The 13,447-nt window shown below is 43.3% G+C and carries 9 protein-coding genes, 1 rRNA gene and 1 CRISPR repeat array; all 10 genes read left to right on the top strand.

The features are described 5' to 3' along the window. Nucleotides 1-235: 235 nt before the first annotated feature. Nucleotides 236-4,213: a type II CRISPR RNA-guided endonuclease Cas9 gene (cas9, locus tag I2G42_RS01990; RefSeq protein ID WP_117762147.1), complete on the top strand. Its 3,978-nt coding sequence runs from the start codon at nt 236-238 to the stop codon at nt 4,211-4,213. An 11-nt stretch (nt 4,214-4,224) separates the two neighbouring features. Beyond that, nucleotides 4,225-5,076 carry a type II CRISPR-associated endonuclease Cas1 gene (gene cas1 / locus I2G42_RS01985; protein ID WP_243038344.1) on the top strand — a complete coding sequence of 284 codons (852 nt, stop codon included), beginning with the start codon at nt 4,225-4,227 and terminating at the stop codon, nt 5,074-5,076. Nucleotides 5,077-5,087: 11 nt separating this feature from the next. Further along, nucleotides 5,088-5,393: a CRISPR-associated endonuclease Cas2 gene (gene cas2, locus I2G42_RS01980; protein WP_117762145.1), complete on the top strand. Its 306-nt coding sequence runs from the start codon at nt 5,088-5,090 to the stop codon at nt 5,391-5,393. Beyond that, on the top strand, nt 5,390-6,064 hold the full coding sequence (gene csn2, locus I2G42_RS01975; RefSeq protein ID WP_117762144.1) for a type II-A CRISPR-associated protein Csn2: 675 nt from the start codon (nt 5,390-5,392) through the stop codon (nt 6,062-6,064). Before cas2 ends, csn2 begins: the two co-directional genes overlap by 4 nt. Before the next feature lie 63 nt (nt 6,065-6,127). Further along, nucleotides 6,128-6,888: a CRISPR direct-repeat array (repeat unit 36 nt; unit sequence GTTTGAGAATGATGTAAAAATGTATGGTACTCAAAC). Nucleotides 6,889-7,113: 225 nt separating this feature from the next. Then, the gene (locus I2G42_RS01970; protein ID WP_117510241.1) at nt 7,114-7,878 is read left to right on the top strand and encodes a type III pantothenate kinase; all 765 of its coding nucleotides are present in this window, start codon (nt 7,114-7,116) and stop codon (nt 7,876-7,878) included. 79 nt (nt 7,879-7,957) lie between these two features. Next, the gene (locus tag I2G42_RS01965; RefSeq protein ID WP_117510240.1) at nt 7,958-8,344 is read left to right on the top strand and encodes a GntR family transcriptional regulator; all 387 of its coding nucleotides are present in this window, start codon (nt 7,958-7,960) and stop codon (nt 8,342-8,344) included. A gap of 16 nt (nt 8,345-8,360) precedes the next feature. Then, the gene (locus I2G42_RS01960; protein WP_117510239.1) at nt 8,361-10,835 is read left to right on the top strand and encodes an ATP-dependent Clp protease ATP-binding subunit; all 2,475 of its coding nucleotides are present in this window, start codon (nt 8,361-8,363) and stop codon (nt 10,833-10,835) included. Nucleotides 10,836-10,938: 103 nt separating this feature from the next. Next, nucleotides 10,939-11,352 carry a hypothetical protein gene (locus I2G42_RS01955; RefSeq protein WP_055221437.1) on the top strand — a complete coding sequence of 138 codons (414 nt, stop codon included), beginning with the start codon at nt 10,939-10,941 and terminating at the stop codon, nt 11,350-11,352. A 73-nt stretch (nt 11,353-11,425) separates the two neighbouring features. Next, entirely contained in the window at nt 11,426-12,805 is a 1,380-nt protein-coding gene (radA, locus tag I2G42_RS01950) for a DNA repair protein RadA (RefSeq protein ID WP_055221439.1), read from the top strand. Nucleotides 12,806-13,372: 567 nt separating this feature from the next. Further along, nucleotides 13,373-13,447 (top strand): 16S ribosomal RNA (locus I2G42_RS01945); the annotation flags it as partial.

Genomic DNA, 13,447 nt, shown 5'->3' with positions numbered 1-13,447 from the left:
TTTATCGAAAACGCCATCGTTAGATGGTCCACAGTGTGTGGAACGAAAACTGTTGTCTTCATAGACAGCAGTTTTTTTGTTGTCTAAAATTAGAAATGAAACATGGTTATGATTCAGTACTGTGAGAACAGCAAGAACCAGGAAGTAGAATTGTTGAAAATAGGAAAGAAAAGATGTAAAAAATCAAAATATATGGTAAAATTAGATAAAATGTAGAAAATGGAGGAAAGAACAGATGAAAGGGGAATATTATCTCGGACTTGATATGGGAAGCAGTTCGGTTGGATGGGCTGTGACAAATGAGAAGTACGAAATTTTGCGCGCACATGGAAAAACACTTTGGGGTGTACGGCTATTTGACAGTGCACAGACTGCAGAAGAGAGAAGAGGGTTTCGGACAGCAAAACGAAGATTGGATCGTCGTAATTGGAGAATAGAATTGCTGCAGAAAATTTTTGCGGAAGAAGTAGAAAAGATAGATGATGGATTTTTTCGCAGAATGAAAGAGAGTCGTTACTGGCCAGAGGATAAGCGTGACAGGCAGGGAAAGTGTCCGGAACTTCCCTATGCATTGTTTGCGGATGATGATTACACAGACAAAGAATATCATAAACAGTTTCCAACCATCTATCATCTGAGAAAATGGTTAATGGAAACTGACGAAACGCCTGATATTCGCCTGATATATCTTGCTCTGCATCATATGATGAAACACAGAGGCCATTTTCTATTAAACGGAAATATCGAACAGGTAAGAGAATTTCAGACAACATTTGAACAGTTCCTTGAAGCAGTGCGGGCAGAAGAACTTGGCTTTTCTTCCGAGATTGGAGTGGAAAGAAGCAAGGAAATAGAGGCAATTTTAAAAGACCGAACATTGACCAAATCTGCGAAAAAGACAAAAGCAGTAAAAGCAATGCGGGCAGAAACATCCTGTGAAAAAGAGTGGCTGGGATTGATTACCGGTGGAACAGCAAAACTGGGAAATCTGTTTGGGGAAAAACAGATGGATACACTGGAACGGCCAAAACTTTGCTTCGCAGATGCAGGTTATGAAGAATACGCTGGAGAGATCGAAGCAGAGCTGGGAGAAAAATATGTATTAATTGAACACGCAAAAGCAGTGTACGATTGGGCTGTTCTGGCTGATATTTTGCAGAACTATTCTTCTCTTTCAGAGGCAAAAGTGGCACTTTATGAAAAGCATAAAAAAGATCTGAAAGATCTGAAAAAGCTGGTCAGAGAGAATCTTTCAAGGGAAGAATATCAGAGACTGTTTGCAAAAAAGGATGAAAAAGCTAATTATTATGCGTATATCAAGGCACCAAAACAATGTAGTCAGGAAGACTTTTACGGTTATCTGAAAAAGAATATTCTGGGCAAGATATCAGATGTGACGAAAGCATCCTGCATGCAGAAGGAAATGGAAATGGGAACGTTTCTTCCGAAACAGACTGTAAAAGACAACAGTGTCATTCCATATCAGATTCATTTATATGAATTAAATGCAATCCTGAAAAATCTGGAAGATAAAGTTCCGCTACTGAAAGAGAATGGAGAGAAGATTCAAAAGATTTTCACATTCCGCATTCCGTACTACGTAGGACCCTTAAACGGAATTCGAAAAAAAGGGGAGAAGAGTAACTGGGCGGTACGAAAAGAAGGCAAAATATATCCATGGAACTTCGATGAGATGGTAGATTTGGAAGCAAGTGCAGAGCAGTTTATTCGAAGAATGACGAATAAATGTACTTATCTGCCAAGTGAAGATGTTTTACCAAAGTATTCTCTGCTGTACAGCAAATACGAAGTTTTAAATGAATTAAATAATCTGCGTTTGGATGGAGAAAAGATATCTGTAGAGCAGAAACAGAAAATATATGAAGAAGTATTCCAGAAAAGCAGAAAGGTTACACAGAAAAAACTGAAAAACTATTTAGTGAAAGAAGGAATTACCGGAAAAGAAGTTGAAATTACCGGAATTGATGGTGATTTCAAGAGTTCTCTTACGGCATACCATGACTTTAAAGAGAAATTAACAAATCTGTCACTGAACCAGGCGGAAAAAGAATGCATCATCCTGAACGTAACGCTGTTTGGAGATGATAAAGCGATACTGAAACAGAGATTAAAGAAACTGTTTCCGGAGTTGACAGAAAAACAAAGAGACAGCATAAGTAAACTGCCGTATCGTGGTTGGGGAAGACTCTCAAAAGTGTTTTTGGAAGAGATGGAAGCACCGGCACCGGAAACGGGAGAGGCATGGTCTATTATTCGGGCTTTGTGGGAGACGAATGACAATCTGATGCAACTGCTTAGCGAAAAATATTTGTTTGCATCGGCAATCGAAGAAAAGAATGGAAACGAACAGAAAAAACGGGATATTTCGTATGAATTAGTCGAGGAGCTTTACGTATCACCGGCAGTGAAGCGGCAGATTTGGCAGAGCCTTTTGATTGTAAAGGAAATCTGTAAAGTGATGGGAAACCCACCGAAACGTGTTTTTATAGAAATGGCAAGAGAAAAAACCGATCAGGGAAGAACCTCTTCAAGAAAAAAGAAACTGCTGGAACTTTATAAAAAATGTAAAGCGGAAGAAAAAGACTGGATAGATGAGATTGAAAAGCGTTCCGATGCGGAAATGAGAAGAGACAAGCTGTATTTGTATTATACGCAAAAAGGAAAATGCATGTATTCCGGTGAAACAATTGAACTGGAGGAATTGTGGGATAATCAGAAGTATGACATTGATCATATTTTTCCACAGTCCAAAGTGATGGATGATAGCCTGGATAACCGGGTACTTGTAAAGAAAAAGTGTAATCAGATGAAAGAGGATAAATATCCGATCGATGAAACAGTTCGGAAAAAAATGCAGCCATTCTGGAAATCTTTAGTGGATGCCGGATTGATCAGTGAAGAAAAATATAAACGGCTGATAAGAGGAAATGGATTTGAACCGTCTGAATTGGCTGGATTTATTTCCAGGCAGCTGGTGGAAACTCGTCAGAGTACAAAAGCGGCAGCAAGTATTCTGCAGCAGGTGATCCCGGATACACAGATTGTTTATGTAAAAGCGCCAACCGTTTCAAAGTTCCGTAAGGATTTTAAATTTCTGAAGGTACGGGAGATGAATGATTATCATCATGCGAAGGATGCTTATTTGAATATTGTCGTTGGCAACGCATATTTTGTAAAATTCACATCAAATCCGATTCACTTCATTAAGGAAAATCCGGGAAGAAGTTATAATCTGAAGAAGATGTTTGAACAGGAAAGAATTGAACGAAACGGAGAAATTGCCTGGGAAGGCGGGAACGGAACCATTGTGACAGTCCGAAAGTTTATGGAAAAGAACAACATTCTTGTGACGCGAAGATCGTATGAGGCAACAGGTGCATTGTTTGACCAGCAGATTGTCAAAAAAGGAAAAGGTCAGGTTCCGATCAAGAGCAGTGATGAACGGCTTTGTGATATACAGAAGTATGGAGGATATAACAAAGAGGCGGGAGCTTACTTTGTACTGGCAGAATCGGAGGGCAAAAAGGGAAAGAAAATACGAACAATCGAGTATGTGCCGATTCGTCTGAAAAAGGAAATTCAGAAGTCAGAAGAAAATATAATTCGGTATCTGGAAGAGGAAAGACAGTTAAAGAATCCGCGAGTGCTGGTGCCGGAAATCAAAATAGATACTCTGTTTTGTGTGGACGGATTTTATATGTGGGTTTCCGGAAGATCAGGGGATCAGCTATTGATGCAAGGTGCAAATCAGCTGGTACTTTCCCAGGAAGAAACAGAAATACTGAAAAAAATAGTACAGTACGTGGAACGTAAAAAACAGAATAAAGAACTGAAAATTTACGATTCCGACCATTTAGAAGAAAAGAAGGTGGTGATGCTGTATGAAACCTTTTTAAATAAATTAACAAATACGGTATATGCAAAAAAACTTGGAGCACAGGCAAAGACATTAACGGAAAAAAGAGAAAAATTTAAAGAATTATGCATAGAAGAAAAGTGTATCGTTTTGTATGAAGTTTTACATTTTTTCCAGTGCCAGAGTGCTGCCGCTGATTTGAAATTAATTGGAGGATCTGGAAGAGCAGGAATTTTGTGTCTCAACAAAAATATAACCGATTGCAGTCGAATCGAAATGATTCATCAATCGCCAACCGGTATCTACGAGCAGACAGTAGACCTGAATGCATTATGAGCTGGCGGATTGTGGTTATTTCCAAACGGGCAAAGCTGGACTATCAGCTTGGTTACCTTGTGGTGCGAAATGAGGAAGTAACAAAAATACATTTAAGTGAAATATCAACCATTCTGATTGAGTCAACAGCAGCAACAGTCACAACAAGTCTGCTGGCAGAGCTGACAAAAAAGAAAATAAAAGTGATTTTTTGCGATGAAAAGAGAAATCCATCGTCGGAACTGGTTGGGTATTACGGAAGTCATGATACCAGCAATAAAATCAGAAAGCAGATTCAGTGGAGCCGGCACAGTAAAGAAGCGATCTGGACAGAAATTGTGACGGAAAAAATACGAAAACAGAAGGAACTGTTAAAAAATATGGGAAAGGAAGAAGCGGGTCTGTTAGAATCATATTTACAGGAGATTGGCTGGAACGATGAGACAAACCGGGAAGGGCATGCGGCAAAGGTATATTTTAATGCATTGTTCGGTATGACATTTACCAGAACTGCGGATTGTCCGGAAAATGCAGCGCTGAATTACGGATATAGCATTTTGTTGTCTGCGTTTGCGAGAGAAATTGTAGCGAGCGGTTATATTACACAGCTCGGACTCTTTCATGATAATATGTTTAATCAGTTTAATCTGGCGTCCGATTTGATGGAACCGTTCCGTGTTCTGATTGACCGGGAAGTAATCCAAATGCAGAGGAAAGAATTTACGCATGAGGAAAAAATACAGTTGGTCAATGTATTAAACAACGAAGTCATGATAGACGGGAAAACACAGTATGTGAATAATGCCATAAAAATTTACTGTAAAAGTGTATTTGATGCCTTAAATGAGAATGACAGTGCATTGATCCGGTTTTATGGCCTATGAGTTATCGTTTTATGAGAGTATTGGTACTGTTTGATCTTCCGGTGCTGACGGGCGATCAGAGAAGAGAATATGCGAGATTTCGAAAGTTTTTATTGAAAAGCGGATTCCTGATGCTCCAGGAATCCGTATACTGTAAGCTTGCGTTAAATACAACTGTAGTGAATGGAATCGTGGATCAGATTCATAAAAATAAGCCGGAAGAAGGTCTGATACAGCTTTTAACGGTGACTGAGAAGCAGTATGCGAAAATGGATCTGATTGTTGGGAACGTAAAGAGTGAAGTGTTGAATACGGATGAAAGGCTGGTGATTTTATGAAACTGGTACATGTGGACTTGGAAAAACCTATTGCGATTCATCGGAACTGTCCCACGGAATGGATTATAGAATCACCGGAGCTGTTTTTAAAATATGTGGAGCAGCTGCAAAAACAAAATCAGGGAGAGAAGGGAAATTTCGTACTTTCTAAAGCTGACACAGAGCTGAATATGAAAAGAGATGTGGAATTGGTATTAACGCCCTTTTCTCTTGATTTTGCGGATCACAGAATACAAAAACGGTTATTTACAGAGCTGGTCAAAAGTGCGCAAAATGAAGAAATGTTTCTGGAAACGCAGAGAATTATTGCGGAACTGAAGAAATACATCTATCAATTGGAAGCTGTCAGTGGGTACGAATTGGAACAAAATGAGGAAATCGATTTGAGCGCACTCCTAAAATTGATGGGAGTTCAGACAGAAACCGAAAAAGAGATGGGGCTTCTGGAAAAATTAACGCAATATATCAAAGTTATGGCCGAACTTCTCCAAAAAGAACTGGTGATTTTGGTCAATATTCGATCCTATCTGAACGAAACACAAATAAACAAACTCTCCCAAATGGCATGCTACTATGAAATATCCTTGCTTTTCATAGAAAATATACAAAGGGACTTTTCGAATCAGAGAGAATATTATATAATTGACAAAGATGGATGTGATGTCTATTAATATCCATCGGATGTTTGAGTACCTGTTTTGTGCAGATGAAAGCAGTTCATTTTTAAATTTGAGGTTTGAGAATGATGTAAAAATGTATGGTACTCAAACGCCAGATACCTCCTATCGAGTGATGATGCGGTTTGAGAATGATGTAAAAATGTATGGTACTCAAACTGATAGATTGCCATACCTAATACCTCCATGGTTTGAGAATGATGTAAAAATGTATGGTACTCAAACAGGTTCTAATATTATTCCACTTGCAGGAAAGTTTGAGAATGATGTAAAAATGTATGGTACTCAAACTGAGGACGATTTCTATTCTGCAGGCATGAAGTTTGAGAATGATGTAAAAATGTATGGTACTCAAACACCCTGTCCAGAAAAGCCTTCATCGACGATGTTTGAGAATGATGTAAAAATGTATGGTACTCAAACATCAGGAACAAACGTGAAAGTCGAAAACCAGTTTGAGAATGATGTAAAAATGTATGGTACTCAAACTACTGTATATGGTGCGAATGATGGTTTTAAGTTTGAGAATGATGTAAAAATGTATGGTACTCAAACCTGAAAACGTCATATGACGGCGTAAAAGACGTTTGAGAATGATGTAAAAATGTATGGTACTCAAACACGATTTGAGCGCGTAAATGACAGCTTCTAGTTTGAGAATGATGTAAAAATGTATGGTACTCAAACCGCTCGCTGCTCACTATCCATCACCGCCTGTTTGAGAATGATGTAAAAATGTATGGTACTCAAACTTTCCACCTCCCCTAAATCTGTAAGTAATGGTTTGAGAATGATGTAAAAATGTATAGTACTCAAACATTTTCAGGGCAAATTCTGCTAAATCGTACGTTTGAGAATGATGTAAAATTTATTTTTGTGAACAACAAGAATAGATAATTCAAAATGAAATATTCAGAAGACAGTATGAAATCGACTTAATTGTCTTTTTCTTGCTGTCTTTTTCCTTGTCTCAAAGCGCCGCACCATGTATAATAAAACCACAAGAATTTCATTTCATAGTTTTTACAGGAGGAACCTGAATCATGATCCTTGCAATAGACATCGGCAACACGAACATCGTCCTTGGGTGTGTGGAAGGGAAAAAAACATACTTTATCGAAAGACTCTCCACGGACAAGGCAAAAACAGAGCTGGAATACGCAGTCAGCCTGAAAAATGTACTGGAACTGTATGAGATTCCGGTGGAGCAGATCGAAGGAGGTATCATCTCTTCCGTTGTTCCGCAGGTGACAGAGCTCTGCCGGAGTGCGGCAGAAAAAGTGATTAAAAAGCCGGTCAAAGTTGTCGGCCCCGGTGTGAAGACCGGACTTAATATCAAACTGGACGACCCCGCAACGGCAGGAAGCGATCTTGTTGTTGTAGCAGTAGCAGCGCTGAATGAATACACATGTCCGCAGATTGTTATCGATATGGGAACTGCCACGACGATGAGTGTACTTGATCAGAAAGGAAGCTTCATCGGAGGCGTGATTCTTCCGGGACTTCGTACTTCGCTGGATGCTCTCGTATCAAATGCCGCGCAGCTTAGCCAGACCAGTCTGACAGCACCGAAAAAAGTCATTGGCAAAAATACGCTGGACTGTATGAAAGGCGGTATGATTTATGGAAACGCTGCCAGCATCGACGGCATGATCGAACGGATGGAAGAAGAACTTGGCTGCAAATGCACGATTGTGGCTACCGGAGGTCTGGCGAAAGCTGTGATTCCGCACTGCAGACATGACATCATCATCGATGAGAATCTGCTCCTGAAAGGTCTTCAGATCATCTACGAGAAAAACAGGTAGGGAAACCGTTTGTTGACAAAGTTTGCGAATTGTTATAACATATGTATAACAAAACGATACGAGAAAGCAGGGTGTAACTATGTATTATGAGACAATACAGATCGATTTCAACAGCGATGAAGCGATCTATATCCAGCTGAGAAATCAGATTATTCTGGGTATTGCCACTTCCAGAATTCAGGAAGGAGATACTCTACCTTCGGTAAGACAGCTCGCAGACAATATCGGAATCAACATGCATACCGTAAATAAGGCCTACAGCGTACTCCGGCAGGAGGGGCTTCTTTCGATTGACCGAAGAAAAGGAGCCGTTATCTCTATCGATGCGGATAAACTGTATGCCATGCAGGAACTGCGCGAAGATCTGCAGGTGATTCTTGCAAAAGCCGTCTGCAAAAATATATCAAAAGAAGAAGTACATCAGCTTGTAGATGAAATTTACAGCAATTACGCAGACGAAACATGAAGGAGACAATAGTATTATGAGAGAAGGATATACCAGTCAGGCAAAAAAAGCACTGGCATATGCGGTTAGGACAGCTGAAAAATGTGGACATAATTACGTAGGAACCGAACACCTTCTGATCGGACTTCTGAACGTGGAGGATGGCACAGCAGGCATGGTGCTTTCTGAGTTTCACGTAGATGCCGGACAGCTTACCGAACTGATTGACCGTCTGATTGCACCAGGCGGAAACACCGTGACCGAATCCCGACCGGGCTATACTCCGCGGGTACGCAGAGTGCTTGAAAATGCAGAAGCGGAGGCAGCGCGTTTTAAGAGCAGAGCTGTGGGAACCGAGCATTTGCTGATCGCAATCTTAAAAGAAAGTGACTGTGTTGCTACCCGTTTGCTTTTTACCATGGGGATCAACATTCAGAAACTATATGGAGCAATCCTTACTGCCATGGGCGAGGCACCGCTGCAGGGCGGTGCAAGCGGAAATGCAAATACCGGCCGCGGACCGCAGACAAGAGGTGGAGCGCAGACCAGCGAAACGCCGGCACTGGACCAGTACAGCCGGGATCTGACTGAGCTTGCGCGCGAAGGAAAACTCGATCCGGTTGTCGGCCGTGGGCAGGAAATTGAGCGTGTCATTCAGATCTTAAGTCGCCGGACAAAAAACAACCCGTGTCTGATCGGAGAGCCGGGTGTCGGAAAAACGGCGATTGCGGAAGGTCTGGCGCAGCGGATTGCCCTTGGCATTGTGCCGGAAACGATCCGCGATAAGCGAGTTGTTGTCCTTGACCTTTCCGGAATGGTAGCCGGAAGCAAATACCGCGGTGAGTTCGAAGAGCGTATCAAACGTGTCGTCAAAGAAGTGACGGACAATGAAAATATTCTGCTGTTCATCGATGAACTTCACACCATCATCGGGGCCGGCGGTGCAGAGGGAGCACTCGATGCATCCAATATCTTAAAACCGTCCCTTTCCCGCGGAGAAATTCAGCTCATCGGTGCAACCACGCTCGAAGAATACCGTAAATACATCGAAAAAGATGCCGCATTGGAGCGCCGTTTCCAGCCGGTCAAAGTAGAAGAACCGACGGAAAGCGAAGCACTTGATATCTTAAAAGGCCTGCGCCCATACTACGAACGCCACCACGGCGTGGAAATCACCGATGAAGCACTGGAAGCAGCCGTAAAAATGAGCGTCCGCTACATCAACGACCGTTTCCTGCCGGATAAAGCCATCGATCTGATCGATGAGGCATCCGCAGGCGTACAGCTCGCCGGCTACCAGGTGCCGGACAACATGGCAAAAGAGGAGCAGACACTGTTCGAAGTACAGAAAGAAAAAGAATCCGCGATCAGTGCCGGCGATTTTGAGCAGGCAAAAGAACTGCAGGCGCGCCAGCAGGAGCTCGAAAAAGATCTGGAGCAGATCCGAAAACGCTTTGAACGCCGTTGCAAAAACAAAAAACTGCAGGTAACAGAAGAAGAAATCGCAAAAACCGTATCCACCTGGACGAAAATTCCGGTACAGCGTCTCGCGGAAGGAGAATCGAAACGTCTGGCAAGACTGGAGCAGACACTCCATAAACGCGTTGTCGGCCAGGAAGAAGCCGTGACAGCTGTGGCAAAAGCCGTAAAACGAGGCAGAGTCGGATTAAAAGACCCGAACCGTCCGACAGGATCCTTCCTGTTTCTTGGACCGACCGGTGTCGGAAAAACAGAACTTTCCAAAGCACTCGCCGAGGCAGTTTTCGGTACAGAGCAGGCCCTGATCCGCGTCGACATGTCGGAGTACATGGAGAAACACAGCGTCTCCAAACTGATCGGATCCCCTCCGGGATACGTCGGCTACGAGGAAGGCGGCCAGCTCTCCGAAAAAGTGCGCCGCAACCCGTACAGTGTGATCCTGTTTGACGAGATCGAAAAAGCGCACCCGGATGTCTTCAACATTCTGCTGCAGGTGCTTGATGATGGCCATATCACCGACGCGCAGGGCAGAAAAGTTGATTTCAAACAGACCTGCATTATCATGACATCCAATGCCGGAGCACAGAACATTGTAGCGCCGAAACGCCTTGGATTCCTTTCGACAGAAGATGAGCGGAAAGACTACGAATACATGAAGGGCCAGGTGATGGAAGAAGTCAAACGGATGTTTAAGCCGGAATTCCTGAACCGAATCGACGAGATTATTGTATTCCATCAGCTTACCAAGGCGGATATGAAGAAGATTCTGCAGATTCTGCTCAAAGATCTGGAGCGCCGCTGCAAGGAGCAGATGGACATTGAATTGAAAGTCCGTGACACCGTGAAAGAATATCTCGTGGAAAACAGCTTCGACAGCAAGTACGGTGCCCGCCCGTTAAAACGCGCGATCCAGAGCAAAATTGAGGATCCGCTCGCAGAAGCCATCCTGAACGGAGAAGTGAAAAAAGGCGATACCGTTGCGGCTGGAATGAATAAGAAAGAGATTACATTTAAGGTTCTTGAGAAAAAATAATATAAAATTCCATAAATTATATGGTAAAATCTTTTTGATTATGGTATGATTTTCACAAAGAAACGAAACACCACAAAAGACAAGACCAGGAGGGCATTTACAAATGTCAGTAGTAAAAGAATTAATCCGCACAGAGGCAGACGGAGGCATCAGCTTCGGAGATTATGAGCTTGCGGCAAAGGCAAAAAAATCTGATTTTGAGCACAGAGGAGATCTGTATAAAGTAAAAACCTTTAAGGAAATCACAAAGCTGGAGAGAAACGGACTGTTCGTATACGAATCCGTTCCGGGAACCGCAGTTACCGATCTGAACGTATTCGACGACGGCATGACCTTCAAAGTAGAAGGACCGGAGGATGCACAGATCACCGTTGAAATGGAAGCAGAGACCGAATACAAGGTGCTGCTCGACGGCGTAAACGTTGGCCACATGACCACAAATCTCGGCGGAAAACTTTCCTTCAGCGTAGAGCTGGAAAAAGCAGAGGATGTAGCAGTAGAAATCGTAAAAGCATGATGAAATAAGAAAAGAAGGCTGTCGCAGAACGTGTGCGGCAGCTTTTTTTGACAATTATAAGGGAGACACAACTATGGCAAAAGCAAAAAAAACAGCCTTTTTCTGCCAGAACTGCGGATATGAGTCAGCAAAATGGATGGGTCAGTGTCCGGCGTGCAGAGAATGGAATACGTTTGTGGAGGAACCGATGGCGGCCAAAACACCGGCGGGAAACCAGGGGCTCGGAAGCCACAGCGCAGCGGGCAGAAAGCCGGTGCATCTGACGGAAATTTCAACAGGAAAAGAAGAGCGTATCCCGACGGGAATCGGAGAACTCGACCGGGTGCTCGGCGGAGGAATTGTGCCGGGTTCCCTGACACTGGTCGGCGGCGATCCGGGAATTGGAAAATCCACACTCCTTCTGCAGGTGTGCCGCATGCTGTCCACAGCAGGACATCAGGTTTTATACATTTCCGGCGAGGAGTCCCTGCGCCAGATCAAACTGCGCGCCGTGCGGATCGGAGAATTTAATGAAAATCTGTCCTTGCTCTGTGAGACGAATCTTGACATTATCCGCGCCGTCATGGAAAAAGAGAAGCCGGAGATTGCCGTCATCGACTCGATCCAGACCATGTATAACGAAGAGGTCAGCTCCGCGCCGGGCAGTGTATCCCAGGTCCGGGAATCGACGAATGTGCTGATGCAGATTGCAAAGGGAATGGGAATTTCGATCTTTATCGTCGGTCATGTGACAAAAGACGGTAATGTGGCCGGCCCACGTGTGCTGGAACACATGGTAGATACCGTGCTGTACTTCGAGGGCGACCGTCATGCGTCCTACCGGATTCTGCGCGGCGTCAAAAACCGTTTTGGTTCTACAAATGAGATCGGCGTCTTCGAAATGCAGACAGAGGGACTCGTGGAAGTGAAAAATCCATCGGAATACATGCTGAACGGACGGCCGGAGGGAGCTTCCGGTTCGGTTGTCGCATGCTCCATGGAGGGAACGCGCCCGATCCTGATCGAGATTCAGGCACTGGTCTGCCACAGTAATTTCGGAATCCCGCGCCGCACCGCAGCAGGATGCGATTTCAACCGTGTGAACCTGCTGATGGCAGTGCTGGAAAAACGCGCAAGAGTCAATCTTTCGACAAGCGATGCCTACGTCAACATCGCAGGCGGAATCAAGATGAATGAGCCGGCGATTGATCTTGGCATCGCACTTGCCGTCGTATCGAGCTACAAAGATCAGGTGATCGATGAGAAAACGGTCGTATTTGGCGAGGTCGGCTTAAGCGGTGAGGTCCGCGCCGTCAGCATGGCGGAACAGCGTGTACTGGAAGCAAAAAAACTGGGCTTCGAGCGGGTGATTTTACCTGCTGTCTGCATGAAGTCCGTGGAGAAAATCGGTGGAATCGCACTGATTCCGGTGGAAAATATTCAGGATGCGATTCTGCGCGTGGGGAAAAATTAGAAGGAAGTTGTGGAAAAAGGACCGGCGTGTGATGCGTACGGTCTTTTTTAAAAAATTCAGATAAAATATAAAATATGCAGAATTAACTATATTTTTCTAAAAATAAGAAAATTCGAAAAAAGGTGTTGACTTTTGCTTTGGGCGGTGTTATTATAACTAAGCTGTCAGTGAGAGCTGATGCGAATGAGTTTCTTTGAAACAGAAAAATCTAGTTCGGAGCCGGGTGGCTGCCGCGGGTTGGAAAAACTGCTTCAAAAAAACTTGAAAAAAGTTCTTGACAAAAGCAAATGAGTTTGATAAAATAAACGAGTTGCTGATCGAGAGAACAGCAAAGAAGTTCGAAAGAGCTTCAAAAAATAAATTAAAAAAGTTCTTGACAAACGAAAAGTTCTGTGATAAAATAAACGAGCTGATCCGAGTCGGAACGGCAGAGATCCTTGATAATTAAACAGTGAAACACATCCTCGAAAGTTCTGAATAAGTAATTCAAAACGATCGAAAGATCCTTTAAAACAGTAAAAGGGATAAATTAGCTAGTATGTTGATTTTGAACTTGGAACAAATCTTTTATCAGAGAGTTTGATCCTGGCTCAGGATGAACGCTGGCGGCGTGCTTAACACATGCAAGTCGAGCGAAGCGGC

Origin of the sequence: Fusicatenibacter saccharivorans (assembly GCF_015557635.1) — a bacterium.
Lineage (GTDB): Bacteria > Bacillota > Clostridia > Lachnospirales > Lachnospiraceae > Fusicatenibacter > Fusicatenibacter saccharivorans.
This window is presented reverse-complemented; position numbering and strand designations above follow the sequence as displayed.